Origin of the sequence: Aeromonas sp. s5, from assembly GCF_040907865.1 — a bacterium.
Lineage (GTDB): Bacteria > Pseudomonadota > Gammaproteobacteria > Enterobacterales > Aeromonadaceae > Aeromonas > Aeromonas dhakensis.
In genome coordinates this window covers 70,729-97,145 of the sequence record NZ_JBFOCO010000033.1, presented here as the reverse complement: position 1 = coordinate 97,145, position 26,417 = coordinate 70,729, and the positions used below count along the sequence as shown (strand labels likewise).

At 62.5% G+C, this 26,417-nt stretch carries 22 protein-coding genes; 14 read left to right on the top strand and 8 right to left on the bottom strand.

Features of this window, described 5'->3' with window-relative positions; translation table 11 throughout:
* Nucleotides 1–129 precede the first annotated feature (129 nt).
* Together AB5Y94_RS19740 and AB5Y94_RS19735 are read left to right on the top strand one after the other, a co-directional pair.
* Entirely contained in the window at nucleotides 130–876 is a 747-nt protein-coding gene (locus AB5Y94_RS19740; protein ID WP_242798505.1) for a helix-turn-helix transcriptional regulator, read from the top strand.
* 479 nt (nucleotides 877–1,355) lie between these two features.
* Nucleotides 1,356–2,654, top strand: coding sequence for a PAS domain-containing methyl-accepting chemotaxis protein (locus AB5Y94_RS19735; RefSeq protein ID WP_017784045.1), 1,299 nt, complete (start codon nucleotides 1,356–1,358; stop codon nucleotides 2,652–2,654).
* A 95-nt stretch (nucleotides 2,655–2,749) separates the two neighbouring features.
* Here AB5Y94_RS19735 and AB5Y94_RS19730 read toward each other — a convergent pair whose 3' ends face one another.
* Nucleotides 2,750–3,646, bottom strand: a complete 897-nt coding sequence (locus tag AB5Y94_RS19730) for a DMT family transporter (protein WP_368206369.1) — start codon at nucleotides 3,644–3,646, stop codon at nucleotides 2,750–2,752.
* A 112-nt stretch (nucleotides 3,647–3,758) separates the two neighbouring features.
* Here AB5Y94_RS19730 and rsxA point away from each other — a divergent pair, with 112 nt between their 5' ends.
* The 8 genes from rsxA to gloA all read left to right on the top strand — a co-directional run bounded on the left by rsxA (nucleotide 3,759) and on the right by gloA (nucleotide 11,346).
* A complete protein-coding gene (gene rsxA, locus AB5Y94_RS19725) occupies nucleotides 3,759–4,340 on the top strand; it encodes an electron transport complex subunit RsxA (protein ID WP_005302262.1) in 582 nt (193 codons plus the stop codon).
* A gap of 4 nt (nucleotides 4,341–4,344) precedes the next feature.
* Nucleotides 4,345–4,908: an electron transport complex subunit RsxB gene (gene rsxB, locus AB5Y94_RS19720; RefSeq protein ID WP_005302265.1), complete on the top strand. Its 564-nt coding sequence runs from the start codon at nucleotides 4,345–4,347 to the stop codon at nucleotides 4,906–4,908.
* Between the two features lie 2 nt (nucleotides 4,909–4,910).
* Nucleotides 4,911–7,604: an electron transport complex subunit RsxC gene (gene rsxC / locus AB5Y94_RS19715; RefSeq protein ID WP_368206368.1), complete on the top strand. Its 2,694-nt coding sequence runs from the start codon at nucleotides 4,911–4,913 to the stop codon at nucleotides 7,602–7,604.
* Nucleotides 7,605–7,607: 3 nt separating this feature from the next.
* Nucleotides 7,608–8,660, top strand: coding sequence for an electron transport complex subunit RsxD (gene rsxD / locus AB5Y94_RS19710; RefSeq protein WP_005302270.1), 1,053 nt, complete (start codon nucleotides 7,608–7,610; stop codon nucleotides 8,658–8,660).
* Nucleotides 8,661–8,772: 112 nt separating this feature from the next.
* Complete coding sequence (gene rsxG, locus AB5Y94_RS19705) at nucleotides 8,773–9,405, top strand: electron transport complex subunit RsxG (RefSeq protein WP_010633633.1); 633 nt, start codon at nucleotides 8,773–8,775, stop codon at nucleotides 9,403–9,405.
* 16 nt (nucleotides 9,406–9,421) lie between these two features.
* Nucleotides 9,422–10,180, top strand: coding sequence for an electron transport complex subunit E (locus AB5Y94_RS19700; protein ID WP_017764207.1), 759 nt, complete (start codon nucleotides 9,422–9,424; stop codon nucleotides 10,178–10,180).
* A 14-nt stretch (nucleotides 10,181–10,194) separates the two neighbouring features.
* Entirely contained in the window at nucleotides 10,195–10,836 is a 642-nt protein-coding gene (gene nth, locus AB5Y94_RS19695) for an endonuclease III (protein WP_005302279.1), read from the top strand.
* Between the two features lie 96 nt (nucleotides 10,837–10,932).
* Nucleotides 10,933–11,346, top strand: a complete 414-nt coding sequence (gloA, locus tag AB5Y94_RS19690; protein WP_017764205.1) for a lactoylglutathione lyase — start codon at nucleotides 10,933–10,935, stop codon at nucleotides 11,344–11,346.
* A gap of 69 nt (nucleotides 11,347–11,415) precedes the next feature.
* Here the strand turns inward: gloA and AB5Y94_RS19685 are convergent, their stop codons facing one another.
* Together AB5Y94_RS19685 and AB5Y94_RS19680 are read right to left on the bottom strand one after the other, a co-directional pair.
* Complete coding sequence (locus tag AB5Y94_RS19685) at nucleotides 11,416–12,291, bottom strand: OmpA family protein (RefSeq protein WP_005302285.1); 876 nt, start codon at nucleotides 12,289–12,291, stop codon at nucleotides 11,416–11,418.
* A gap of 68 nt (nucleotides 12,292–12,359) precedes the next feature.
* Complete coding sequence (locus AB5Y94_RS19680) at nucleotides 12,360–14,333, bottom strand: methyl-accepting chemotaxis protein (RefSeq protein ID WP_017764204.1); 1,974 nt, start codon at nucleotides 14,331–14,333, stop codon at nucleotides 12,360–12,362.
* A gap of 148 nt (nucleotides 14,334–14,481) precedes the next feature.
* On the opposite strand from AB5Y94_RS19680, the gene rnt reads away from it, so the two are divergent.
* Together rnt and AB5Y94_RS19670 are read left to right on the top strand one after the other, a co-directional pair.
* Nucleotides 14,482–15,141, top strand: a complete 660-nt coding sequence (gene rnt / locus AB5Y94_RS19675; RefSeq protein WP_010633628.1) for a ribonuclease T — start codon at nucleotides 14,482–14,484, stop codon at nucleotides 15,139–15,141.
* 270 nt (nucleotides 15,142–15,411) lie between these two features.
* Entirely contained in the window at nucleotides 15,412–16,734 is a 1,323-nt protein-coding gene (locus tag AB5Y94_RS19670; RefSeq protein ID WP_005302295.1) for a Na+/H+ antiporter family protein, read from the top strand.
* A 214-nt stretch (nucleotides 16,735–16,948) separates the two neighbouring features.
* On the opposite strand, the gene AB5Y94_RS19665 is transcribed toward AB5Y94_RS19670, so the two are convergent.
* From AB5Y94_RS19665 to AB5Y94_RS19645, 5 genes are all read right to left on the bottom strand, one after another.
* Entirely contained in the window at nucleotides 16,949–17,074 is a 126-nt protein-coding gene (locus AB5Y94_RS19665) for a hypothetical protein (RefSeq protein ID WP_368206367.1), read from the bottom strand.
* Nucleotides 17,075–17,162: 88 nt separating this feature from the next.
* On the bottom strand, nucleotides 17,163–19,058 hold the full coding sequence (locus AB5Y94_RS19660; protein ID WP_005302298.1) for a DEAD/DEAH box helicase: 1,896 nt from the start codon (nucleotides 19,056–19,058) through the stop codon (nucleotides 17,163–17,165).
* 180 nt (nucleotides 19,059–19,238) lie between these two features.
* On the bottom strand, nucleotides 19,239–19,700 hold the full coding sequence (locus AB5Y94_RS19655; protein WP_195879251.1) for a hotdog fold thioesterase: 462 nt from the start codon (nucleotides 19,698–19,700) through the stop codon (nucleotides 19,239–19,241).
* A 140-nt stretch (nucleotides 19,701–19,840) separates the two neighbouring features.
* Entirely contained in the window at nucleotides 19,841–20,329 is a 489-nt protein-coding gene (locus AB5Y94_RS19650; protein WP_324039423.1) for a hypothetical protein, read from the bottom strand.
* On the bottom strand, nucleotides 20,329–23,385 hold the full coding sequence (locus AB5Y94_RS19645; RefSeq protein WP_368206366.1) for an FAD-binding and (Fe-S)-binding domain-containing protein: 3,057 nt from the start codon (nucleotides 23,383–23,385) through the stop codon (nucleotides 20,329–20,331). The genes AB5Y94_RS19650 and AB5Y94_RS19645 overlap by 1 nt, the downstream gene beginning before the upstream one ends.
* Nucleotides 23,386–23,554: 169 nt before the next feature.
* On the opposite strand from AB5Y94_RS19645, the gene AB5Y94_RS19640 reads away from it, so the two are divergent.
* Nucleotides 23,555–24,481 carry a cation diffusion facilitator family transporter gene (locus AB5Y94_RS19640; protein ID WP_011706465.1) on the top strand — a complete coding sequence of 309 codons (927 nt, stop codon included), beginning with the start codon at nucleotides 23,555–23,557 and terminating at the stop codon, nucleotides 24,479–24,481.
* 297 nt (nucleotides 24,482–24,778) lie between these two features.
* Entirely contained in the window at nucleotides 24,779–26,314 is a 1,536-nt protein-coding gene (locus tag AB5Y94_RS19635; protein WP_368206365.1) for a TerC family protein, read from the top strand.
* The last annotated feature ends 103 nt before the right edge of the window (nucleotides 26,315–26,417 follow it).

Sequence of the window (26,417 nt, the reverse complement as noted above, 5' to 3'; positions counted from 1 at the left end):
GAATGATTTTATGTCGCAATGCGTCACATATGAATGATTGATCACCCCAAAAAGATTGACAAGTCTTTTTGCGCGGAATTTTTTGTCTATCGACTCAACAGCATTAGCCACTAGCCGAGAATTCCTTGTATGTCAGAGCGTTATGAAGAAAAACCACAAGCAGTACAAAAAGACGGTGAGGTATCTTTTCTGACGGCGGGAATGGATACTCTGAGCGCTCGTCTGGATGAGCTTCGGGGCAATCTGAGCTACAAGGCATTCGCCGAACAGGTGGGTATGAGTGAGTCGGGGATCCGTAAATACTTCCCTCCATTCAATTCACTGCCCACCATCGACAAGGCGCTGCGCATCGCGCGGGTGTTCAATGTGAATCTGGAGTGGCTGGCCACCGGCCAAGGCCCCAAGCATCCAGATGTAGATGCAGAACTGATGGTGCAACGTGAGGTGTTTGATGAGGAGTACGCGCTGATCGATGGCTACCATGTCACCGTCAGTACCGGCCATGGTGCGTTTAATGATGATCACGAGGTTAAACGCAAGCTGGCCTTTCGCCGCAAGTGGCTCACGTTTCGCAAGTTAAATCCGGATAACCTGGTGGTGGTCTTCGCCAAAGGCGACAGCATGGAACCCACCATCCACTCTGGTGACTCCATCCTGGTCGATATCAGCAAGAATCAGATCGAAGATGGATCCATCTTCGTGTTGCGGCTCGGCGAGGAACTCTATGCCAAGCGCTTGCAGAAAAACTTCGATGGCGGGATCACCATCATCAGCGACAACCGCGATGATTACCCACTGCAGGTCGTTCCAGCCAACCAACTGGAAAGCCTAGCCGTGATCGGCAAGGTCGTATGGGCCGGGCACGATTTTTTTTAATCTAGCCCGCTTCAAAATGGGGTTTAAACGCTGAGTTAAACCCCAAACTGCATCGCCAACCAGCCATCCCAAGTTTTCATTTTTGGCGCACTGTTCCAGAAGATCGTCCGTGATCTTTCATTTTGCCGCATCTCACGCCTAGTATCTTCCAATTTCCCTCTAAGTCCTGTCAGCCTTGAGTTTGTCCCACGAGATCCCACTTGTTTTCGGCTGCTCCCGGTTTTTCATTCTTAGTGGTCGGTTACAAAATGAGCAAATGGAGGGACAAAAACCGCCGCCGCCCCTCCTACCGTCACGCCCTCAGGCGGACTTCCCCCATTCCCCCCTGTTGCCGCTCCCCCGCATGGAACAATAAATAACGACAAAACAAGCAGTTCCCCACAATGGCCAAGGCGATGGCCAAAGAACCTGTACTAGTATTCAGACGGTCGGTTATTGTCATGAAGAGCCTCACAAGGGTCTTAACAAGGAGCTCCGCCATGTTTTGGAATCGCACGGGAAATCACGACAAGAGTGAACAAGCGGCAAAGATCGCAGCACTCGGCGCCTTTGAGCAGGCCATCCAGTCACGGCTGCCCTATATCGAATTCACCCCGGAGGGGGTCATCACCTTCGTCAACGATCGCTTTCTCGCCATCGTGGGCTACGGCCGGGAGGAGGTGATCGGCAAGCACCACAGCTCTCTCTGCTTCCCCGACGATGTCAACACCCGGGAATACGAGCAGCTATGGCAGGAGCTGCGGCGGGGAGAGTCGCGCAGCGGCCGCTTCATTCGGCAGGCCAAATCGGGCAAGGCGGTCTGGCTCGAAGCCAGTTACTTCCCGATCCTCCTCGATGGCAAGGTGATCAAGGTGGCCAAGGTGGCCTCCAACGTCAGCGAGCAACAATCCACCCTGGAGCGCACCCAGGCCCTGCTGACAGCACTGGACAAGTCCCTGGCCGTCATCGACTTCCAACCCGATGGCACCGTCATCACCGCCAACCAGAACTTCCTGCACTGTTTTGGCTACCGGCTGGACGAGGTGGTGGGTCAGCCCCACCGCATGTTCTGCGACGAGGAGTTTTATCAGCAGAATCCCAACTTCTGGCGGGATCTCGGATCCGGCGCCATCCAGTCCGGGCTCTTCATGCGCCGCGGCCGCCACGGCGAGAAGATCTGGCTGGAGGCCACCTACAACCCCATCTTCAACCACGAGCGCAAGGTGGTGAAGATCATCAAGCTGGCGAGCGACATCAGCGAGCGGGTGGAGAAATCCATCTCGGTGCGCGAGGCGGCCCAGAAAGCCTGCGCCATCGCCGGTGAGACCGTTTCGAGCGCCGCCAAAGGGCGGGAGGTGATCGACAAGGTGCTGGAAACCTCGGCCCACATCAACAGTTCGGTCAGCGAGGTCACCCGGCAGATAGAGAACCTCAACCAGCAGTCGAGAAGCATAGAGTCCATCATCTCAACCATCAGCAGCATCGCGGATCAGACCAACCTGCTGGCGCTCAACGCCGCCATCGAGGCGGCCCGCGCCGGCGAGCAGGGGCGCGGATTTGCGGTGGTGGCCGATGAAGTGCGCCAGCTGGCGGCCAGAACCTCCACCTCCACCGGCGAGATCGTCTCCGTCATCCGGCTTAACTCCGACATCACCTCCAGGATCACCCAGACCGTCTCTGTGGTATCGGAAAAGGCGATGGCAGGTCAGGCCCAGGCCGACATCATCGCCGGCGTAATTCAGGAGATCATCGAGGACGCCAACTCCGTCTCGGAGACGGTCAAAGGGCTCTCCATCTAGCTATTTCGTCCACAACAGACAGGCGACGCCGGTGCGTCGCCTGTTTGCTTTGTCTCCTGTGTTATCCGCCTGCATTCGATGGGGTGCTCCGCCCGTTACCCCTCGGCGGTGACGGCCTGCGCCCCCTTGCGCCTGGCCGGCAGTTGCCCCAACGCGATGCCCAGCAGCACGGCGCCGCAGGCCACCCATTGCAGGGCATTGAGGGTCTCCCCCAACAGCAGGTAGGCCAGCAGCAGGGTAAACACCGGGATGAGATTGACGTAGGCTGCCGCCAGCGTCACCTTCACCTGGGTCACCGACCAGTTGTAGAGCAGGTAGGCCCCGAGCGTCACGCAGGCACCGAGAAAGACGATGACCGCCATATCCTGCCAGACCCAGTCTGCTGGCCAGGGCTCCCTGAGGGCGAAGGGGGCAAAAAAGAGGGTGCCGACAAAGGCCTGCAGGGCGGTCAGGGTCAGCACGCTGTAGCGGCTGCAGAGCTTCTTGAACACCACCGAGTAGGTGGCGGCGCAGAACATGGCTGCCATCTCCAGGCTGTTGCCAAGCAGGGCGTTGGGGGCAGACTCATCGGCTCCGCTGCCAAAACCGAGCAGGGCAATGCCGAAGATGGCCACGGCAAAGCCGAGCAGCTGGCGGCGGCTCACCCGCTCCCCGATCAGCAAAAAGGCGACCAGGGCCACCACCAGCGGCAGCAGGGCGCAAACCATGCCCGCCTGGCCAGCGCTGGTGTAGCGCAGGGCGTTGACCTCCAGCAGAAAATAGAGGCAGGGCTCCAGTGCCCCCATCAAGGCCAGCCAGCGCCAATCCCCTGGCTGGTAGCGGAAATTGCCGAGATAGCGGTAGCAGCACAGCCAGCAAAGGGCCGCCACGCTCATGCGCATGAAGAGCACCTGACCGAAGCCCCAGACCCCCAGCACGTGCTTGAGCGCGATGAAGGAGCTGGACCAGAGCAGCATCGCCAGAGTCAGGGTAAAAATGGGTAAAGGGCGCACGTTTCCTCCATGAAATTGGCTATTTGAATAATAACCATGCGGCCTTGCGGTTGTTAAAAGGCACCTAAAATCAGATAATACCGCCGCCTTCAAACCGGATAACCAACCTGCAATGACTGAGTACCTGCTTTTACTGGTCGGCACCGTGCTGATCAACAACTTCGTGCTGGTGAAGTTTCTTGGCCTGTGCCCCTTCATGGGCGTCTCCGGCAAGCTGGAAACCGCCATCGGCATGGGGTTGGCGACCACCTTCGTGATGACCCTGGCCAGCGCCTGTTCCTATCTGATGGAACACTATATCCTGATCCCGCTGAACATCGCCTACCTGCGCACGCTCGCCTTCATTCTTGTGATCGCCGTCGTGGTTCAGTTTACCGAGATGGTTATCCGCAAGAGCAGCCCTACCCTCTACCGTCTGCTTGGCATCTTCCTGCCGCTCATCACCACCAACTGTGCCGTGCTGGGGGTGGCGCTGCTCAGCATCAACGAGCACCACAACTTCATCCAGAGCATCATCTACGGCTTTGGTGCCGCCACCGGCTTCTCGCTGGTACTGATCCTGTTTGCCGCCATGCGTGAGCGCCTGGTGGCCGCCGATGTTCCCACCCCGTTTCGCGGCGTCTCCATCGCCATGATCACCGCCGGCCTGATGTCGCTGGCCTTTATGGGCTTTACCGGCCTCATCAAGATATAGCGCTATGATTCACATTCTTTTTGCCGTTCTGGTGTTGGCTCTGCTGGCCCTGGCTTTCGGCATCATTCTGGGCTTTGCCGCCGTCAAGTTTCATGTGGAAGCCGATCCCATCGTCGATCAGCTCGACGCCCTGCTGCCGCAAACCCAGTGCGGCCAGTGCGGCTACCCTGGCTGCAAACCCTACGCCGAGGCACTGGCCAACGGCGATCAGATCAACAAGTGTGTACCCGGTGGCGATGCCACCATGCGCAAGATTGCCGATCTGATGGGGGTCGAACCCCAGCCGCTGGGCGGCGCAGAAGCCGCCGTACCGGTCAAGAAAGTCGCCTTCATCCATGAAGATCAGTGCATCGGCTGCACCAAGTGCATCCAGGCCTGCCCGGTCGATGCCATCGTCGGTGCCACCAAGGCGATGCACACCGTGATCAAGGACGAGTGCACCGGCTGCGATCTCTGCGTCGATCCCTGCCCGACCGACTGCATCGAGATGATCCCGGTGCCCACCACGGTCGACAACTGGAAGTGGGATCTCAACAACGTCACCATTCCGGTCAAGATAGTGGAGTAACCATGCAGTCCTTACTCGAACGCATCAAAGCCGGCACCCTGTGGGATTTTCACGGCGGCATTCATCCTCCCGAGAACAAGGAGCAGTCCAGCCTCACCCCGGTGGTGGACGCGGGCCTGCCGCCCCAGCTCATCATTCCGGTACGCCAGCACGCGGGCCCGGCCGGCGATCTGCTGGTGCGGGTCGGCGACCGGGTCAAGAAGGGTCAGCCACTCACTCGTCATGAGAAGGGACGGATCGTGCCGGTGCACGCCTCCACCTCCGGCACCATCACCGCCATCGGCCACCATACGGTGGCCCACCCCTCCGGTCTCGACGATCTCTGCATCACCCTCACCCCGGATGGCGAAGATGCCTGGGGCGAGCGCAAGGGCCAAGCCGACTACTGGAATCTGGAGCGGGGCGAGCTGCTCGAGCGCATTCAACAGGCCGGTATCGCCGGCCTCGGCGGCGCCGTGTTCCCGACCCACAGCAAGCTCGACGGCCGTGGCCAGCTCACCGAGATCCTCATCGTCAACGGCCTCGAATGCGAGCCTTACATCACCACCGATGACCGGCTGATGCAGGAGTATGCCGATGAGATCATGGACGGCATCCGGGTGCTCAAGCACCTGCTCAAACCCAAGCTGACCCTGATCGGGGTGGAAGACAACAAGCCGGCCGCCATCGGCGAGCTGACCCGTCACGCCACCGACGAAGACGTACTGGTCAAGGCGGTCCCCACCAAGTACCCCTCGGGCGGCGCCAAGCAGACCATAGAGCTGCTCACCGGCCGTCAGGTACCCAAGGGCGGCCGCGCGGTGGACATGGGCATCATGGTGCTCAACGTGGCCACCGTGTTTGCCATCAAGCGCGCCATCATCGACGGCGAACCGCTCATCTCCCGCATCGTCACCCTCACCGGCGACGCCTTCAAGAAGCCGGGCAACGCCTGGGTGCTGCTGGGCACGCCGGTACGCTGGCTGCTGCAGCGCTTCGAGCTCCAGCCCGAGGCGGATCAGCGGGTCATCATGGGGGGCCCTATGATGGGCTTCACCCTGCCCCACGCCATGGTACCCGTGGTCAAGGCCACCAACTGTCTGCTCTCCCCCACCCGGGCCGAGCTGCCGCCCCCCGGTCCGGAGCAGGCCTGCATTCGCTGCAGCGCCTGTGCCGACGCTTGTCCGGCCAACCTGCTACCGCAGGAGCTCTACTGGTACAGCCGGGCCAAGGAGTACGACAAGGCCGAAGGGCTCAACCTGTTCGACTGCATCGAATGCGGCGCCTGCGCCTGGGTCTGCCCGAGCGAGATCCCGCTGGTGCAGTACTACAAGATTGCCAAGGATGATATCCGCGAAGCTCGCGCCGAGGCCGAGAAGGCCGAGCGCGCCAAGCAGCGCTTCGAGGCCAAGCAGGCCCGCTTCGAGCGGGAGAAAGCCGCCCGCGAAGCCCGCCATGCCGAGGCAGCTGCCCAGCGCCGCCAGGCCATGACAGCGGCCGGCGGAGAAGATCCGGTGGCTGCGGCCCTGGCCCGTCTCAAGGCCAAGCAGGAGGCTCCCGTCACGGCCGTTGCCGCCACTGCCGAAGGTGTGCCCGACAACAGCGCGGTGATCGCCGCCCGTGAGGCCCGCAAGCGGGAGGCGGAAGCCCGCCGCGCTGCCAAGGCGCTCGACACGACGGCAGCCGAGCCGGGCGATGCCACTGCCACCACAGAGGCGGATCCGAAAAAAGCGGCCATCGCCGCCGCACTGGCGCGGGCCAAGGCCAAGAAGGCAGCCCAGAGCGGTGACGCCGAGGCGGCACAGGCCACCCCGGCGGATGCCACAGCGTCAACCAGTGCTGCTGCCCAGAGCGATCCCAAGAAGGCCGCCATCGCGGCAGCCATTGCCCGCGCCAAAGCGAAGAAAGCGCAAGCTGGCAGCGAGGCAGATGCCACCGAGCCAGGCGCTGACAGCCGTGCGGCAACAGCCGAGCCGACCGGCGCGGGGGACGATCCCAAGAAGGCGGCCATTGCCGCCGCCATCGCCCGCGCCAAAGCCAAGAAGGCCGCGGCTCAGGCGCAAGGTGAAACAGCCGTAACCGAGGGTGAAGAGACCGTTGCGACGGCCGCGGCTACCGACCCGCAGCCTGACGCCGCCGAGGCGGATCCCAAGAAGGCAGCCATCGCCGCAGCTATCGCTCGGGCCAAGGCCAAGAAGGCCGCGGCTCAGGCGCAAGGCGACACCGCCGTGAGCGAGGGTGAAGCGGCTGTTGCAGCCGCCCCTGCCGCCGTCTCGCAGCCTGACGCTGCCGACGCAGATCCCAAGAAGGCAGCCATTGCCGCCGCCATCGCCCGCGCCAAGGCCAAGAAGGCCGCGGCTCAGGCGCAAGGCGACACCGCCGTGAGCGAGGGTGAAGAGGCTGTTGCGGCGGCCCCTGCTACCGCCCCGCAACCTGATGCTGCCGACGTGGATCCCAAAAAGGCGGCCATTGCCGCCGCCATCGCCCGCGCCAAGGCCAAGAAGGCTGCGGCTCAAGCGCAAGGCGACACCGCCATAAGCGAGGGTGAAGCGGCTGTTGCGGCGGCCCCTGCTACCGCCCCGCAGCCTGATGCTGCCGACGCGGATCCCAAGAAGGCGGCCATCGCTGCCGCCGTGGCCCGTGCCAAGGCCCGGAAACTGGCGGCCGAGGCGGCAGCCCAGGCCTCCCCTTCTCCATCGACCGACAAGAGCCACTGATCCATGTTCAATATCGCGAGTGCGCCGTTTGCCCATAACCGCAGACAGACCCAAACCCTGATGTTGCTGGTGATGCTGGCCTGTCTGCCCGGTTTTCTGGCGCAGAGCTGGTTCTTTGGCTGGGGCACCCTGATCCAGATCCTGCTGGCCCTGGTCACGGCGCTGGCCTCCGAAGCCCTGGTGCTGCGCCTGCGCCAACGCCCCGTCAAGCCAGCCCTGCTGGATGGCAGTGCGGCGCTCACCGCCGTGCTGATCGGTCTCTCCCTGCCGCCACTGCTGCCCTGGTGGATGCTGGTGCTGGGCACCGCGTTTGCCATCATCATCGCCAAGCACCTCTACGGCGGGCTCGGCCAGAACCTGTTCAACCCTGCCATGGTGGCCTACGTGCTGCTGCTGGTTTCCTTCCCGGTGCAGATGACCAGCTGGCTGCCGCCGTCTAGCATCGCTGCCTACGACATCGGCTTTGGCGATGCAGCCTCGGTGATCTTCACCGGCTTCAGCCTGGATGGCTACAGCATGGCCCAGCTCAAGCAGGGGGTGGACGGACTGACCATGGCCACGCCGCTGGATACCTTAAAGACCGGGCTGACCCAGGGCCTCACCGCCGGCGAAGTGATGACCCACAAGGTGTTCGAGGGCTGGGGCGGCATCGGCTGGAGCTGGGTCAACCTCGGCTACCTGCTGGGCGGTCTGTTCCTGCTGCAACAGAAGGTGATCAACTGGCGCATCCCGGGGGCCATTCTCGGCGCCCTGCTGCTGGCTGCCACCCTGGGTTATCTGGTGACGCCGGATGCCACCGCCACCCCCATGTTCCACCTGTTCAGCGGCGCCACCATGCTGGGGGCCTTCTTCATCGCCACGGATCCGGTGAGTGCCAGCACCACACCGCGCGGCCGCCTGGTCTATGGCGTGCTCATCGGGGTGCTGGTCTACCTCATCCGCCGTTTTGGCGGCTACCCGGATGCCTTCGCCTTTGCCGTGCTGCTGGCCAACCTGTGCGTGCCGCTGATCGACAGCCTGACACGCCCCAAAGTCTATGGAGCCCGCCGCAAATGATCTCGACAGCCAACGCCTGCATGGCTTGCTGGACAGACAGCCTGAGCTGTCCCGGCGCCCATGACGCCCGTCGTATGAACGTCGCGCACACCTCACTCTCAGGAACGATGCAATGTTAAAGAGCATGCGCAAGAACGGCGTCACCCTGGCCATGTTCGCCCTGGCCTGTACCGCCCTGGTGGTGCTGACCAACGAATTGACCCAGGGCCGGATCGCCCATCAACAGCAGCTGGAGAAGCTGCGCACCCTCTCAGCCCTGTTGCCGGAGGGGAGCTATGACAACGATCTGGTGGCCAGCTGCAAGCTGGTGCAGAGCAAGCGCTACCTGGGCAGCGATCAGCCAATGCCCCTCTACACCGCGACCCTGCAGGGCACCACCACCGGCTATGCGCTGGAAACCGTGGCCCCCGACGGCTACAGTGGGGCCATTCGCCTGATCGTCGGCACGGACGCCAAGGGCACCGTCAGCGCGGTGCGGGTGTTGACCCACAACGAGACGCCCGGTCTTGGCGACAAGATAGAGTTGAAAAAATCTGGCTGGATCAACAGCTTCGTCGGCAAGTTCCTCAACCGCGACAACGAATCCAGCTGGGCCGTGAAGAAGGATGGCGGCGAGTTCGACGCCTTCACCGGCGCCACCATCACCCCCAGGGCCGTGGTCAAGGCGGTGAAGAACCTGCTGTTGCTGCAACAGGAGCACCCCGAGCTGCTGCGGGACGCCCCCGCCTGTGACGCCACCCCCTAACGCCGGAGCACAAGCTATGGAACAAGTTGATGTGATTGACGGGCAGAGCCCGATCAGCGAGAGCAATGGCCGCCGTGAAGAGCTCAAGGAGCTGATGCTGCAGGGGCTGTGGAAGAACAACCCCTCCCTGGTGCAGGTGCTGGGGCTCTGCCCCACCCTGGCGGTCTCCTCCACCTTCACCAATGCGCTGGGGCTCGGCCTTGCCACCATGGCGGTGCTGGTCAGCTCCAACCTCGCCATCTCCCTGGTGCGCAACTGGGTGCCCAAGGATATCCGCATCCCGGTCTACGTGATGATCATCGCGGCCCTGGTGACCAGCGTGCAGCTGTTGATGAACGCCTACACCTACGGCCTCTATCAGGCGCTCGGCATCTTCATCGCCCTCATCGTCACCAACTGCGTCATCATAGGCCGGGCCGAGGCCTATGCCTCCAAGAACCCGCCGCTGCTGGCGGCCATCGACGGCTTCATGATGGGACTGGGCTTTACCCTGGTGCTGCTGGTGCTGGGGGGGCTTCGCGAGATCATCGGCATGGGCACCCTGTTTGACGGTGCCGACCTGCTGCTGGGTGAGTGGGCCAAGTCCCTGCGCATCGAGCTGTTCCATGCCGACGCCAGCCTGCTGCTGGCGATCCTGCCCCCTGGCGGCTTCATCGGTCTCGGCCTGATGATCGCCGGCAAGAACGCCATCAACGACTGGATGGGCCGCAAGCAGAGCGCCGAGAAGGCCCACTGCAGCGTGCCGGCCGCGGGCGCCCGCGCGACCCAGCTCTGAGCCAAGAGGGAGCCATGAACAACCAGAAACGCAGACTGATCCTGGAGCGACTGCGGGATGACAATCCCCATCCCACCACAGAGCTCAACTTCACCACGCCGTTCGAGCTGCTGATCGCCGTGCTGCTGTCGGCCCAGGCCACCGATGTGAGCGTCAACAAGGCCACCGACAAGCTCTACCCGGTGGCCAACACCCCGCAGGCCATGCTGGATCTGGGGGTGGACGGGGTCAAGGAGTACATCAAGACCATTGGCCTGTTCAACACCAAGGCCGAGAACGTCATCAAGACCTGCGCCATCCTGCTGGAGCGCCACGGCGGCGAGGTGCCGGAGAATCGCGAGGCCCTCGAGGCCCTGCCCGGTGTCGGCCGCAAGACCGCCAACGTGGTGCTCAACACCGCCTTCGGCTGGCCCACCATCGCCGTCGATACCCATATCTTCCGGGTCTCCAACCGCACCGGCTTTGCGGTGGGCAAGAACGTCGATCAGGTGGAGGAGAAGCTGCTCAAGGTGGTCCCGGCCGAGTTCAAGCTGGATGTGCACCACTGGCTGATCCTGCACGGGCGCTACACCTGCCTGGCCCGCAAGCCGCGCTGTGGCTCCTGCATCATCGAAGATTTGTGTGAGTACAAAGAAAAAGTCTACCCCGAGAGCTGATCCGCAGGGCGAGGCCTGGCTCACAGGCGTTTGCGGACCCAGGCCGAGGGCCATGGATTCAAGGCAGTACCAATCACCAACCCGGAGAATTGAGCAATGAGAATTCTGCATACCATGTTGCGCGTCGGCGATCTGCAACGTTCCATCGACTTCTACACCCGTGTGCTGGGCATGAAACTGCTGCGCAAGAGCGAGAACAGCGAGTATAAGTACACCCTGGCCTTCGTCGGCTACGGCGACGAGAAGGATGAGGCCGTCATCGAGCTCACCTACAACTGGGGCGTGAGCGAGTACGAGCTGGGCTCGGCCTACGGCCACATCGCGCTGGAAGCGGACGACATCTATGCCACCTGCGAGGCGCTGCGCGCCGCTGGTGCCAAGATCACCCGCGAACCGGGTCCGGTCAAGGGCGGTACCACCGTCATCGCCTTCGTCGAGGATCCGGACGGTTACAAGATTGAACTGATCGCCAAGAAAGATGCCGGCAGCGGCCTTGGCGAGAGCTTCTGATCCAGGCTTGTCCCCTGAAAAACCAAAAAGAGCGCCGAGGCGCTCTTTTTTTTATGGCAAAGATATCGCTCAGATGGCGCCATTGCGGCCCATGTTGATCACCACCCGCCGGTTCTTGGCACGGCCACCCTCGGTCTCGTTGGAGGCGACGTGCTGCTTCTCGCCGTGCCCTTCCACCGAGATCTTGCCGGGATCGATGCCCAGATCGACGAACACCTTCTTGATGGCATCGGCCCGCTTCTCCGAGAGCTTCTGGTTCGGCCAGCGGCCGCCGTAGCTGTCGCTGTAGGCGTCGATCACCACCACGTCGATGCTCTTGTCCACCTTCACGTACTCGCCGATCATCGCCAGCCGCCGCTTGGAGGCCAGCGACAGCTGATCGCTGTTCTTGTCGTAGGTGAGCACGCTGAAGGCGATGTCGTTGAAACTGTAGGGCAGCAGGCCGTTCACGCAGTCCATGAAGGCCTGGTACTTGACCCGGAAGTTGACCGAGGAGAGGGAGACCCGCACCGGCCGGTTCTGGCGATACCAGTCGCGATACTGGAAGGTCGGCATGCGCCCTCCCTCCAGCTCGTCCAGCATGGTCCAGGCGGTCTGCCCCTCCACCAGGCCATCAAACTGCTGGTAGAAACGCAGCTGGCTTATCTCCCGACCGGCCAGGCCAGGGCGCCAGATGGGCGGCATGATGCCCAGACTCACCGTCTGGGTCTGGGCCTGCTGGCGCAGCCCCTTGAGTTCGAAGTCCAGATTGATCTTGCGACCGGCGCGGCTGACGAAGGCCCCCGTGCCCCAGCTGGGGATGGGATGCTCGAGCCGGCACTCCACCTGGGTATCAGAGGTCAACCGCCAGACGGATTGATCCAGGCCGGCACCGAATTCGGTGACCCCCGCCTGCAACTGCATACTCACTGATATGCTGACCAACCCCAACACCCAAGCGTTCAACTGCCTGCCCTCCACACGATCTCTGGTTAGGTATCGGCAGGGGCAGGACAAGCTTTAGGTCAAAGCGCTCAATGGGGTGAAGATCCGCCCATCAGCTTGAAGCTGGCGATGCGGCCTGCCAGCTCTCGTGCCAGCTGATCCAGCTCAACGCTGTTCTGCTGCAGGGTCTCAGAGTGCTGGCGATGTGCCTCGTACACCTCGCGGATGGTCATCACGTTGTGCTGGATGTCGTCGGTGACGTAGCGCTGTTCCTCGGTGGCAGTGGCCACCTGGGCCGTCATGTCGCTCACCTTGCGCACCTCGTTGACGATGTCGGTCAGCTCGCTGCCCGCCCGCTTGGCTTCGGTCACGCTCAGCCCCGCCTGCTCGGTTCCCAGGTGCATGGCAGTCACCGCCTGATTGGCACCCTGACGCAAACGCGCCAGCATCCGCTCGATGTCGTCGGCAGCCTGCTGGGTGCGCGACGCCAGCGCCCGCACCTCTTCCGCCACCACCGCAAAGCCGCGACCGGATTCGCCGGCACGAGCCGCCTCGATGGCCGCGTTGAGGGCCAGCAGGTTGGTGCGATCCGAGATCTGCTTGATGAGGTTGAGGGCCTCCCCCACCGACTCGGTATCCTGATGCAGGCTGTCCACCAGTTGCTGGGTATCGCTCAGGGTACCCGCCACCAGCTGGATGGCGTCTATGGTCTGATCCACCTCCTTGTCCCCCTGCCGGGCCCGGCCGATGGCCTGCTGGGTCGCCAGCGAGGTCTGGGTCGCGTTGCGCGCGATCTCCGCCACCGTCGAGGCCATCTCGGTGGCGGCGGTCGCCACCAGGTCCACCTGACCAAAGCCCCTGGCCACTCCGGCGTTCACCTCGGTGATGACGTTGGCCGAGGCGGCGGCGCTGCGGGTCAACACCTCGCAGGAGCGGCGTACCGCCAGCAGCAAGCCTTCCAGGTGTTCGAGGAAGTGGTTCAGATCCCGCGCCAGTGCCCCCAGCTCGTCACCGGATTGCCAGTTGACCCGCACCGTCAGGTCGTTCTCCTTCACCAGCCGCTTGAAGGTCTGATGCAGCGCCGTGAAGCCCAGGTGCAGATCCCGCACCACCCGCCAGCAGACGAAGGTGGTCAGTGCCACGCACAGCAAGACCCCGATGGCAGCCCACCAGAAGTCGCTGGCACTCTGGGCCCGCATCTGGTCGACCCGCTCGGACAGCTGCTGATAGAGGCGATCCTCGCTCTGTTTGAGCAGGCCTATCTTGTCGGTACTCAAGGCAAACCAGGCTTCGGCATCGACACCGAAACCACCGGTGGCCGCCTTGTCGAGCGCCAGTTTCTCCATGGCGGCCACCTTGGCTACCACGGGCGAGGCCAGGCTGTCGGCCAGCAGCTGGCGCTGGGAGGGGCTCGCCACCGCCTGGAAGCGTTCAAGATAGGTATTCTGGGCTGCCAGCAACGAGATGAACTGCTGCAACAGCGCTGGCGTGAAGCTGTCTCGGCCGAACACGTTGCTCAAAGTCGCCCGCTCCAGCCCCATCCGCTCCTTGCTCTGCAAGAAGGCGGCATAGGCGTTGGTCTGCAGCGCTATGGTGGCATCCCGGCTGTGGATGCTGATCTGATCCACCACCGCCAGCAGGCGGGAGATGATCCGGCTGTAGACGCCGACCAGCTCCGCCACCTCCACCCCCAACGCACTGACCCGCTCGCGCATGGCCGTCAGCCCGGCCAGCTCCTGCTGTACCTCGCTGAGCGCCAGCAGGGCCGGATCTTGTGCAAAACGCTGCAGCAGGCCATCAACCACCTTGCGCTGGGCCGGCAGGGCATCGCGGAACTTGTTGCCGCCGGAGCCGAGGAAACCAGCCGACATGCCGCGCTCTTTTTGCAGCTCGTGGGCCAGTTGCGCCGCTTCCCGAACCACATCCAGCGCGGCCTGGGCCTGGCTCATCTCCTGCTCGACCCGATAGCGTTCGTAGACGTACCGGCCGGAGAAAAACAGCAGGGCCAGCAATGGCAGGCAGACAACCAGCAACATCTTGTGCGCCAATCCCAGCTTCTTCATCCTTGCTCTCCATTCCATTGATTGAGTGGTCAATTATAAGCTCGCGTGTCGATAATAGAATCGGCTAGCGCCTGCGGGGCGGCGGAGATGGGACAAGGGCCCGCTTTTTTGCCATAATGCCGCCTCATTTCACGCCGACCGAGATACCATGACCGACGCAGTTCACACCCTCAAGGGCCGTTTTCGTGGCTTTTACCCCGTCGTCATCGATGTTGAAACCGCCGGGTTCAATGCCAGAACCGACGCTTTGCTGGAGATCGCTGCCCATACCCTCAAGATGGACGAGCAGGGCTGGCTCGTGCCCGATCAGATCTTCCATTTTCATGTCGAACCGTTCGAGGGCGCCAACCTGGAAAAGGCGGCGCTCGACTTCACCGGCATCGACCCCTTCAATCCCCTGCGTGGCGCCGTCAGCGAGAAAGAGGCGCTGACCGAGATCTTCAAGGGCATTCGCAAGGGGATGAAGGAGCAGGATTGCGGCCGCGCCATCATAGTGGCCCACAACGCCACCTTCGATCACGGCTTCGTCATGGCCGCCGCCGAGCGGGCCGGCCTCAAGCGCAATCCGTTCCATCCGTTTGCCACGTTCGATACCGCGGCGCTCTCCGGCCTGGCCCTGGGTCAGACGGTGCTGGCCAAGGCGTGCCAGAGCGCCCGCATCCCGTTCGACAACAAAGAGGCACACTCCGCCCTCTATGACACCGAACGCACCACAGAGCTGTTCTGCCATATCGTCAACCGCTGGAAGAGCCTGGGTGGCTGGCCACCCGCTCACCCGGACAACGAGAGTGACGATGGGGGCGAATAAACCCCGATCTTAAGCAGGCTGCCACGGCAGCCGCTTTTCTTTGTACGGTTTGCCTCTGCTCGTTTATTCCTGATCTGGTTTGACCAGAATAGATAATAAAGTGCCATCCAGCGCCTTTTTTCACGCCTCCGACCCCGTTGTCGGCAGCAGAGCGCCGTGAATGCTGCAGATAGGCCATCAGCCTGATTTTTTACTCGACATTTGTCACATTTTTCGCAAACTAACTGCCTTTCACACGACAGACAGCAACACAAACTATAAGGAAATCAAATGAATCCTGTTGTTATCGCAGTGGCGCTGATGCTGGTGCTCAGCCTACTGCGGATCAATGTGGTGGTCTCCCTCGCCATCGGCGCCATCGCGGGCGGCCTGATCGGGGGGCTCACCCTTGAGCAGACGCTCTCCACCTTTACCGGTGGCCTGGGTGGCGGCGCCGAGATCGCCCTCTCCTACGCCATGCTGGGTGCCTTCGCCGTCGCCATCTCCCGTTCCGGCATCACCGATCTGCTGGCCCGCAAGGTGATCAGCCAGCTCGGCAAGGATGCCAGCAGTACCCGCATTCTCTGGGTCAAGAGCCTGCTGCTCGCCTCCGTGCTCGCGGTCTCCGTCTCTTCCCAGAACCTGATCCCGGTTCACATCGCCTTCATTCCCATCCTGATCCCGCCGCTGCTGCACGTCATGGCCCAGATGCAGATCGACCGTCGTCAGGTGGCCTGCGTCATCACCTTCGGCCTGACCGCGACCTACATGCTGCTGCCGGTGGGCTTTGGTGGCATCTTCCTCAACAACATCCTGGCCAAGAACCTGATCGACAACGGCGTGCCGGTCGAGCTCAGCCAGCTGCCGATGGCGATGGCCATCCCGGTGCTTGGCATGTTCTGCGGCCTGCTCATCGCCGTCTTCTTCAGCTACCGCAAGCCGCGCCAGTACGATCTGGAGAAGATCCTGGCCGCCGAGCCGGAGACGGTCGAGCTCAACCTCAGTCACATCTGGGTGGCCCTGCTGGCCATCGCCGTGGCGCTGGGGCTGCAACTGATGACCAACAGCATAGTGCTGGGGGCCCTGGCGGGTTTCGTCATCTTCACCTGTGGCGGCGTCATCAAGTTTCGCGAGAGTCAGGATGCCTTCACCCAGGGCGTGCGCATGATGTCCCTCATCGGCTTCATCATGATCTCCGCCGCCGGCTTTGCCGCCGTGATGAAGGAGACCCACGGGGTCGACAGCCTGGTGCAGTCCGTCGCCGGCATGATGACCGGCCACAAGGGGCTGGCCGCCCTCCTGATGCTGCTGGTGGGCCTGCTCATCACCATGGGGATCGGCTCCTCCTTCTCCACCGTGCCCATCATCGCCACCATCTATGTGCCGCTGTGCATCCAGCTCGGCTTCTCGCCCATGGCCACCATCGCCCTGGTGGGGGCAGCCGGCGCGCTGGGGGACGCGGGTTCGCCCGCCTCGGATTCGACCCTGGGCCCCACCTCGGGCCTCAACGCCGACGGCCAGCACGACCATATCTGGGACAGCGTGGTGCCGACCTTCATCCACTACAACATCCCGCTCATCCTCTTCGGCTGGATTGCCGCCATGGTGCTCTAAGCCGGGCAGCAAGAGACAAGACAACAAAAAGGCGACCTACGGGTCGCCTTTTTGCTGCCTTCATCGTGCCATGTATACGCCGGAATATACGAGCGGACAGGCGAGGCACTTTTCCTTCCTGGCTGCTCTGTCGGCCCTCTCTTTCTGCTTCGTTCTCCCCCCTTTGCGCAGGTTCTGCTCGCAACGGCACAAGGCGGCTCATGAGCTGGCAACCTTAGTTACCATCTTGCACCTTGCAGCCGATGCGGATGCCGATACCAATACCGATACCGATACCGATACCGATACCGATACCGATACCGATATCGGGCAGCCTGTCGGTGATATCAACGGCGCTCAATGGATGAGCCCCACCAGCACAGCATGGGTAAACCACAGGCAACAAAAAGGCCGCTCGATGAGCGGCCTTTTTAGATAACAATCAGAGCTTAGCTGTCGCGGCGCTTGCCACCGAACTTGCGACCCTTGTCGAAACCGCCTTCACGGCGATCCTTGTTGAAGGGACGGTCACCCTGCGGACGGCGATCCTTGTTGAAAGGACGGTCGCCACGGAACGGACGATCACCGCGCGGCGGACGGCTGCTGGTGTTGCCACCGGCCGGCACCTCGGTGTAGCGGCTGATCTGCAGCGGACGCTGGCAGACACGGGCCTTCTTGATCACTTCCAGCACGTCAGGGCTGATGCCCTTCGGCAGATCGACAGTGGAGAAGTCGTCAGCGATGTCGATGTTGCCGATGAAACGGCTCTCGATGTTCGCTTCGTTGGCGATGGCGCCTACGATCTGGCCCGGCTTGACGCCGTGATGAGCACCCACGTCTACGCGATAGCGCTCCATCTCTACGTCCGGGTTGTCTTTGAGCGGACGCGGCTCAAGAGACGGCATGCGACGGGCCGGGCGATCGCCACGGTCACCGAAGTCACGACCGCCGCGGTCGTTGAACTCACGACGCTCGAAACCACCGCGATCGTTGTTGTTGCTGAACAGCGGATCCGGGATGGAGTCATCCAGCAGCAGCGGCTGATCACCCTGTACCAGCTTGGCCAGTGCAGCAGCCAGCTCCAGCGGATCGGCAGAATCTTCTTCGATCAGCTCGTTCACCAGGTTCACGTAGATCTCGAGCTCTTCGCCCATCATGGTTTCGCGGATGCGCTCCTTGAACTTGGCCAGACGGTGCTGGTTGATGTCCTCGGTGCTCGGCATCTTCATCGGCTCGATGGCCTGACGGGTTGCGTGCTCGATGGCGCGCAGCATGCGGCGCTCGCGCGGTGCCACGAACAGGATGGCCTCGCCCTTGCGACCGGCACGGCCGGTACGGCCGATACGGTGAACATAGGATTCGGTGTCGTACGGAATGTCGTAGTTCACTACGTGGGTGATGCGCTCAACGTCCAGACCACGAGCAACCACGTCGGTGGCGATCAGGATGTCCAGCTGGCCCTGACGCAGCTTGTCGACGGTACGCTCACGCAGCTTCTGCGGGATGTCACCATGCAGCGCTTCACAGGCGTGGCCACGAGCAGCCAGCTTGCCGGCCAGCTCTTCGGCGGCGTTCTTGGTACGCACGAACACCAGCAGGGCTTCGTAGGGTTCCACTTCCAGCAGACGGGTCATGGCGTCCAGCTTGTGCAGACCGGTCACCTGCCAGTAGCGCTGGCGAATGGTGGTGGCGGTAGCAGTCTTGGAGGCGATCTTGATCTCTTTGGGCTGCTTCAGGTGCTTCTGGGCCACGCGACGGATCTGCTCCGGCATGGTGGCAGAAAACAGGGCAACCTGACGACCGGCCGGGCACTGATCCATGATCCAGTCCACGTCGTCGATGAAGCCCATGCGCAGCATTTCGTCCGCTTCGTCCAGCACCAGGGCTTTCAGACCGGAGAGGTCCAGGTTCTTGCGACGGATCAGGTCCATCACACGGCCCGGAGTACCCACGACAACCTGAGCACCGCGACGCAGGGCGCGGGTCTGGGTTTCGTAGGAGGCGCCGCCGTAGATGGGCAGCACGTGGAAATCAGGCATGTGGTGGGCATAGCGTTGGCACGCTTCAGCCACCTGCAGGGCCAGTTCGCGGGTAGGCGCCAGCACCAGGATCTGGGTGTTGCGGTTACCAGCTTCCAGACGAGACAACAGAGGCAAGGCAAAAGCAGCGGTCTTCCCTGTACCGGTTTGCGCCTGCCCCAGCAGATCGTGGCCCGCCATCAGGTGGGGAATTGCTGCGGCCTGGATGGGGGACGGGCGCTCATAGCCCACGTCCTGCAGCGCTTTCAGTACAGGCGCGGCCAGTCCAAGCTCACTAAAAAGGGGCAGTTGTTCGGTATCAGACATAGATTCTTCCAGATTAAGGCAGGCGGCTAACACCGCGGAATAGCAAAAAGGCGGCGATTATAGCGCCACTTTGTTCTGCTGTCTTGAAAAATGTGATAGGCCTCTCAAGACGTTGGCAATTATAGAGGGATCTGACGACTATGGCTTGCTTATTTTTCACTCATGGTGCGTGATTGCGGATCACGCTTCGCCAGAGTCCTTGTCCCGCTTGTGCTTGAGCACCGCCATGGTCAACCGGCTGGTGCACAATAAACGACCACGTTCATCGCGAATTTCTATCTGCCACACCTGAGTGGTCGCCCCCAGATGCAACGGCACGCAGCGCCCCGTCACCACCCCTTCCCGCTTGGCCCTCAAGTGGTTGGCATTGACCTCCAGTCCCACGCAATAACTGTCCGCCCCGACCGCCATGTTGGCCGCAAGTGATCCCAGCGTCTCCGCCAGCACCACGGAGGCGCCGCCGTGCAGCATGCCGAGCGGCTGATGGGTGCGGTGATCCACCGGCATGGTGGCCTCCAGCCAGTCAGGGCCAAAGGCGGTGTAGACGATGTCGAGGTGGGCCATCAGGGTATTGCGGGAGCTGGCGTTGAGCCCCTCAAGGCTCATGGGCTTGCGCCAGATGGGGGCGTTATCTTGACTCATGACGAGCTGACTCCTTCTGTGATCAATGGGTTATCGCTGCGCCGTAGCGACAAACCAGCAGTGTCGGCGAAAATGGCGCAGAAAAAAAGATGCCCCGCTTGAGGGGGCATCTTCAGGGCTGGCCGGCTGGCCAGGCCCTGTCACCAGGGGTAGGTCACCCCGGGCCATTCGGCCCAGGGGACGTCCCGCCCCGGCAGGCTCGGCGCGGGCCATTGCCACACCTTGCCAAGCCAGGCGCGCAGTTCGGCCTCCAGTTCGACATCGGTGAGCGGCGCCTCAGCCACCTTCCAGAAGAAGAGCTCCACCGCCACCTCCGGCAGCACCGAGGGGTAGAGGTAAACCCCGCCCCAGAACTCGGGTTCCCGCGCCGGGCTCCAGAGGCCATAGGCAAAGGAGCGTTTGGCCAGAAATTCGGAGCGCTGCCACTCCAGATCGGCCTCGTGCTGGCTCAGGCTGAAATTGGCGGAGGGCCACACATCGTCCGGGCGAAACAGCTGATGAAGCAGCTCGCGCTCGCGCAGCATGGCGACGAACTCCACCACCGCCTGGGCCGGGCTGACCGGCAGCAGCAGGAAGTGCGGGTGCCGATAGGCTTGCGGCACCCGAAACCGCTTGGGCAGGGTCAGCATCAGAGCAGTTCCAGCAGGGCCTGCAACGGGTGCTTGAGTTTCTCCCCCTCCATCCGCTTGACCTGGCTGCGGCACGAATAACCGGTGGCCAGGCAGCGATCCTTGGGCAGGCGCGCCAGCGGCTCGGCCCAGCTCAGGCCATAGATGCCTTTGGAGTTCTCCACCTGTTTAGCGTCGTGGCCATAGGTACCGGCCATGCCGCAGCAGCCCACCGAGACCGGCTGCAGCGTGGCACCGAAACGGCGGAACAGGGTGCTCCAGTCACCGTGGGTGGTGGGCTTGGCGGTCTTCTCGGTGCAGTGAGCGAACAGATACCAGGGTTCGCGGCCCGCCTCTTCCCGCACCGGTAGCGCCTCGGCCGGCAGGGAGAGCAACCACTCCTGGGGCAACATCACCTGGAAGTCGCCGCGAGCGGGGCCGAGTGCCTTCACGTATTCATCCCGATAGCAGAGCACCAGGGAGGGATCGACCCCCACCATAGGGATGCCAAGCGTCGCCACCTTGTTGAGAAACTGGGCGCTGCTGGCTGCGGTACGGGCGAAGGCGCGCAGGAAACCCTTCACGTGCTGGGGTTTGCCGTTGGGCTTGAACGGCAACAAATAGGGCTGCAGGCCGAGCTTGCTGGCCAGTTTCACCAGATCGCGCACCACGGGGGCGTCGTAGTAGCTGGTGAAGGGATCCTGCACGATCAGCACCACTTTTTGACGCTGCTCTGGGCTCATGGCCTCGAGGCCCGGCAGGTCGAAATAGCGGGCGCGATGGTCGCGCAGCTCCTCGGCCAGGGTCGGTACGCTCAATAGCGGCACGTCCACCATGCCGATGCTCTTCTCGGTCGCCTTCTGGGCCCACTCTTTCTCGAGGAAGAAGTTGACCAGTTTCGGCGCCTTGGCCAGCAGGGGGGCGTAGCTCTCCACCGTGCCGACGAAGTAATCCTTGGGGCCGCGCAGATAACGGCTGTGATAGAGCTGCATGAAACGGGCGCGGAAGGTGGGTACATCCACCTTGATGGGGCACTGACTGGTGCACGCCTTGCACGCGAGGCACCCCTCCATCGCCTCCATCACCTCGTGGGAGAAGTCATACTGGCCCCGGGCGCGGGCCACTGTATTGCGGAACTTGTCGACAATCTGCTTGAAGCGCAGACCGCCGCTTTGCAGCGCCACCTCTTCGGCAAGAGGGTCGAAACCCTGCTCCGCCAGCTGGCGCAGCCATTCGCGCATCAGACCGGCCCGCCCCTTGGGGGAGTGGCGGCGATCGCGGCTGATCTTGACCGAGGGGCACATGGGGGAGTCGGTCTCGAAGGTAAAGCACAGACCGTTGCCGTTGCAATCCAGCGCCCGGGTATAGCTGGTGCGCACCGCCAGCGGGATCTGGCGGTCAAACTTGCCGCGCTTGGGCCCATCCACCGAGACAAGCTCGGCACCACTGCCATAAGGCATGCAGATCTTGCCCGGGTTGATGCGATTCGCCGGGTCGAACGCCCCCTTGACCCGTTGCAACTCCTCCCACAGCTCGCCGAAGAAGGCGGGGCTGTATTCGGAGCGAAAGCCCTTGCCGTGCTCCCCCCACATCAGGCCGCCATATTTGGCGGTGAGCGCCACCACCTGATCCGAGATGCGCCGCAGCAGCACCTCCTGCTCCGGGTCGCACAGATCGAGCGCCGGGCGCACGTGCAGCACCCCGGCATCGACGTGGCCGAACATGCCGTAGTCAAGGCCATGGGCGTCCAGCAGGGCACGAAACTCCATGATGAAGTCCGCCAGGGATTCCGGCGGCACGGCGGTGTCTTCGGTGAAGGCCACCGGCTTCTTGCGCCCCTCGGCGTTGCCGAGCAGCCCCACCGACTTCTTGCGCATGCCGTAGATGGTCTCGATGCTCGGCAGGTGGTCGCACACCTGATAGCCGATGACCCCGGCCTCACCGCGCGCCAGCAGGCCGTCGATGCGCCGGCACAGCTCGGCTACCTTGGCCTTGTGCGCATCCTCGTCGGTGTCGGCAAACTCGACGATGTTGAGCCCCTGCAGATCCTTGCCGGGTACGTCCTGGATGAGATCCTTCACCGAGTGCCAGATGATGTCGGCGCGGGCCAGCCCCAGCACCCGGGAGTCCACCGTCTCCACCGACAGGGCGTGCGCCTCCACCATAAAGGGGGCGTTGCGCAGGGCCGAGGGGAAGCTGTCGTACTTGACGTTGACCAGGGTCCGGTAGCGCGGGATGGGGGTGATGTTGAGCCTGGCTTCGGTGATGAAGCCCAAGGAGCCTTCCGAGCCGCACAATACGCGGCTCACGTCCAGGGTGTCACTCTCCGGGATATAGAGGTGCTTGAGATCGTATCCGGTCAGAAAGCGGTTGAGTTTGGGGAAGGTGGCCTCGATGTCGGCGCGCCGCTCCTTACCGATGCGATAGAGGGTGCGATAGATCTCCCCTTCACGACTCTCCAGCGCCAGCTTGTCGGCCAGTCGCTGACCGGTCACCGGTTCGGTGGCCATGAGATCGCCGTTTTCCAGCACGGCTTTGAGGCCAAGCACGTGATCCGAGGTCTTGCCGTACACCAAGGAGCCCTGCCCAGAGGCGTCGGTGTTGACCATGCCGCCCAAGGTGGCTCGGTTGGAAGTGGAGAGATCCGGCGAGAAGAAGCAGCCATGGGGCTTCAAATAGGCGTTGAGCTGGTCTTTGACCACCCCGGCCTGGGCGCGCACCCAACCCTCTTCCAGATTAATTTCCATGATCTGGTTCATATGGCGCGAGAGATCGACGATAATGCCGCCGCCCAAGGATTGACCATTGGTGCCGGTACCGCCGCCGCGAGGGAAGAAACTCAAGGTCGCGTACTCGGGCCCCTGGGCCAGCTTGAGCATCACCGCAATATCGTCCGCATTGCGCGGATAGAGAACCGCCTGAGGTACTACCTGATAGACGCTGTTATCCGTCGCCATCGCCAACCGGCTTGCATAAGACTTTTCGATATCACCACGAAATGCTGATCGCGCCAGCAACTCAAGAAACTGCAGGGTTGTAGGTGACAAACTGTCCTGGTAATCGAGTCTCGGGATCATGAATCCTTGTTCCCTTCCTTTGCTTGATGCCGGAACTCCGGCGACAACGACCGTTCGGGCCAGCCTCTTCGCGGGCCCCCGAACCAGTCCGCTCACATGTGAGCGGGCAGTATATCAGCTAGAAAACCGCTTGCGCGCGCAATCTTCACCATTTGAAAGGAGGACTTTTATGGCTCATTACAGCCATGTTATCAGTACGCTTATTCGCACCGAAAAACAGGCGCTGACCCTGTCGCTGTTTGGTTGCATCACCTTTGCCATTTTCGGGATCGGCTATGGCCTGTTTGTCGGTTCCAACGCCATCATGCTGGACGGCATCTTCACCCTGTTCAGCATGGGCATGACGGGCCTGGGGCTCATCACCGCCTACCTGGTTACCCGCCCCTCCGACGCCCGCTTTCAATACGGCTACGCCCACTTCGAGCCCATCGCCAACGTCATCAACGGCACCATCATTCTGCTGCTCTGTCTGGCGGCACTCTACAACGGCCTCACCACCCTGCTGGCGGGCGGACGGGAGATCGATCTCGGCCACGCCCTCATCTATGCCGTCGTCTCCACCTTCTTCTGCGGCATCATCTACCGGGTCGAGGCCGACGTGGCCGAGCGGGTCAACTCCGAGCTGGTGCGGGTTGACTCCAAGGAGTGGCTGGTGGACACCCTGCTCAGCACCACCCTGCTCATCGGCTTCGTGGTCGCCATCGGCCTCGATGCCATCGGCTACGGCCACTACAACCGCTACATAGACCCGGTGCTGGTCTCCCTGCTGGCCCTGTGCGCCACCCTCATCCCCATCAAGGTGCTCGGTCGCAACCTGCGAGAAGTGCTGAAGATCGCCCCCAAGGGGGATGTCTCCCGGCTGGTGGCAAGCGAAGTCGAGGCCCTGCGCCTGCGCCATGGCATCGAGTGCTACAGCCATCTGGCGAAAAGCGGTCGCCGCTTCGATCTCGAACTCAACATTCTGGTAGCACCCGGCCAGGAGTGGCCCGTCGAGCGCCAGGATGCCCTGCGCCAGGAGCTCTGGTCTCGCCTCGGCGATACCCTGGGGGACGCCTGGTTGTCGGTCTGCTTCACCCGCGAAAAGCGCTGGCTGTAACCGCCGCTTGAACTACCGCTTGGGGGAGGCCAGCCGCCGCCTCCCCCAGTCATCACATCTTCATGGCTTCCCTCTTGCCAAAACGGCGCCAACCGCTATCATCAGGGCTCACTTTTAACCCGAGGTTTTATTGCCCATCATGGACAATCCCCGAAGTTGCCCTTCGTTTCTTCCCGTCAAAACCTATCTTTATCTGCTTAATCAGCGCCTCTGAATAACGTCATAGCCTTGCTGTCACTACGGCCGTCGTGCGCCGTGATCACTCTTTGCTCTGTCTGTTTTTATTGAGGTCACTACATGGAATTGCTGCTGGATCCCCACATCTGGATCGGTCTGTTTACCCTGATCGTTCTGGAAATCGTGCTCGGGATCGACAACCTGGTCTTCATCGCCATCCTGGTGAAAAAACTGCCCCCCGCCCAGCGGGACAAGGCCCGCATCATCGGCCTGTCGCTGGCCCTGTTGATGCGCCTGGGGCTCCTGAGCGTCATGTCCTGGCTGGTCACCCTGACCACCCCCATCCTGCACATCTGGGATCACCCCTTCTCCGGGCGGGACCTGATCCTGATGGGGGGCGGCCTGTTCCTGCTGTTCAAGGCCACCTCCGAGCTGCACGAGCGGCTGGAGGCCAAGCCGCCCGAAGAGGGGCCGGTCGGCGTCTATGCCAGCTTCGGCGTGGTGATCACCCAGATCCTGGTGCTGGATGCCATCTTCTCGCTGGACTCCATCATCACCGCCGTCGGCATGGTGGAACAGCTCGGCGTCATGATGGCGGCCGTGACCATCGCCATGGTGGTGATGGTGCTCGCCTCCAAGCCGCTGACCCGCTTCGTCAACGCCCACCCCACAGTGGTGGTGCTCTGTCTGAGCTTCCTGTTGATGATCGGCTTCAGCTTGGTGGCGGAAGGGTTCGGTTTCCATATTCCGAAGGGCTACCTCTATGCGGCCATCGGCTTCTCGGTGCTGATCGAGTTCTTCAACCAGCTCTCCCAGCGCAGTGCCGAGCGCCACGAGGCCAAGCTGCCCTTGCGCGAGCGCACCACCGCCGCCATCTTCAAGCTGATGGGCAGCAAGGCGTATCAGGACAAACCGGACGACGATCTGGACGCCCCCGCCGCCGAGCCGGTGAGCTTTGGCGAGGAGGAGCGCTACATGGTGACCGGGGTGCTGTCGCTGGCCGATCGCTCCATCCGTACCATCATGACCCCGCGCTCCGAGATGGCCTGGATCGACGTCAACGACACCGATGACGAGATCCGCGCCCTGCTGAAGCAGGAGCCCCACAGCCTGTTCCCGGTCTGTGACGGCGATCTGGACGAGGTGATCGGGGTGGTCAAGGCGCGCGACCTGTTGTTTGCCCTCAACGAGGGGCAGTCCCTAAGCGCACTGGCCAAACAGAACGACCCCATTATCGTGCCGCAGACCATCAACGTGATCAGGTTGCTGGCGGAGCTGCGCCAGGCCAAGGGCAGCCTCATCCTGGTGGCCGACGAGTTCGGCATCATCCAGGGGCTGGTGACCACCCACGACCTGCTGGAGGCCATCGTCGGCGAGCTGCCGGATGAAGATGAGACACCGGACATGGTCCGCGACGGGGAAGGCTGGCTCATCAACGGCAGCACCAACATCCACCACGTGGAGCAGGTGCTGGAGCACGAAGGGCTGGTGAGCGAGAGCGACGAATACGTGACCCTCGCCGGCATGCTGCTCTCCCACTTCGGCACCCTGCCCGCCCCGGGCCAGCAGCTGCAACTGCAGCAGCTCTGCTTCGAGGTAGTCGAGGTGAGCGAGCGGCGCATCGAGCGGGTGCGCGTCATGCCGCTGGCGGCCTGACGCCATCTCGTGAACCCTGCTGCAAAAGGGGACCTTGCCGGTCCCCTTTTCTATTTATCCTCCCCCCTTTCTCCTCTCTCATGTCGCCATTGCTGTCATCAGC

Excerpts from the sequence above, each read along its gene's own strand:
- AB5Y94_RS19645 (WP_368206366.1), bottom strand. The coding sequence starts at position 23,385 with ATGATCCCGAGACTCGATTACCAGGACAGTTTGTCACCTACAACCCTG.
- rsxG (WP_010633633.1), top strand. The coding sequence starts at position 8,773 with ATGTTAAAGAGCATGCGCAAGAACGGCGTCACCCTGGCCATGTTCGCC.
- rnt (WP_010633628.1), top strand. The coding sequence starts at position 14,482 with ATGACCGACGCAGTTCACACCCTCAAGGGCCGTTTTCGTGGCTTTTAC.
- AB5Y94_RS19635 (WP_368206365.1), top strand. The coding sequence starts at position 24,779 with ATGGAATTGCTGCTGGATCCCCACATCTGGATCGGTCTGTTTACCCTG.
- AB5Y94_RS19640 (WP_011706465.1), top strand. The coding sequence starts at position 23,555 with ATGGCTCATTACAGCCATGTTATCAGTACGCTTATTCGCACCGAAAAA.
- AB5Y94_RS19740 (WP_242798505.1), top strand. The coding sequence starts at position 130 with ATGTCAGAGCGTTATGAAGAAAAACCACAAGCAGTACAAAAAGACGGT.
- AB5Y94_RS19700 (WP_017764207.1), top strand. The coding sequence starts at position 9,422 with ATGGAACAAGTTGATGTGATTGACGGGCAGAGCCCGATCAGCGAGAGC.
- AB5Y94_RS19680 (WP_017764204.1), bottom strand. The coding sequence starts at position 14,333 with ATGAAGAAGCTGGGATTGGCGCACAAGATGTTGCTGGTTGTCTGCCTG.
- rsxB (WP_005302265.1), top strand. The coding sequence starts at position 4,345 with ATGATTCACATTCTTTTTGCCGTTCTGGTGTTGGCTCTGCTGGCCCTG.
- nth (WP_005302279.1), top strand. The coding sequence starts at position 10,195 with ATGAACAACCAGAAACGCAGACTGATCCTGGAGCGACTGCGGGATGAC.
- AB5Y94_RS19735 (WP_017784045.1), top strand. The coding sequence starts at position 1,356 with ATGTTTTGGAATCGCACGGGAAATCACGACAAGAGTGAACAAGCGGCA.
- AB5Y94_RS19670 (WP_005302295.1), top strand. The coding sequence starts at position 15,412 with ATGAATCCTGTTGTTATCGCAGTGGCGCTGATGCTGGTGCTCAGCCTA.
- gloA (WP_017764205.1), top strand. The coding sequence starts at position 10,933 with ATGAGAATTCTGCATACCATGTTGCGCGTCGGCGATCTGCAACGTTCC.
- rsxD (WP_005302270.1), top strand. The coding sequence starts at position 7,608 with ATGTTCAATATCGCGAGTGCGCCGTTTGCCCATAACCGCAGACAGACC.
- AB5Y94_RS19650 (WP_324039423.1), bottom strand. The coding sequence starts at position 20,329 with ATGCTGACCCTGCCCAAGCGGTTTCGGGTGCCGCAAGCCTATCGGCAC.
- rsxC (WP_368206368.1), top strand. The coding sequence starts at position 4,911 with ATGCAGTCCTTACTCGAACGCATCAAAGCCGGCACCCTGTGGGATTTT.
- AB5Y94_RS19655 (WP_195879251.1), bottom strand. The coding sequence starts at position 19,700 with ATGAGTCAAGATAACGCCCCCATCTGGCGCAAGCCCATGAGCCTTGAG.
- rsxA (WP_005302262.1), top strand. The coding sequence starts at position 3,759 with ATGACTGAGTACCTGCTTTTACTGGTCGGCACCGTGCTGATCAACAAC.
- AB5Y94_RS19660 (WP_005302298.1), bottom strand. The coding sequence starts at position 19,058 with ATGTCTGATACCGAACAACTGCCCCTTTTTAGTGAGCTTGGACTGGCC.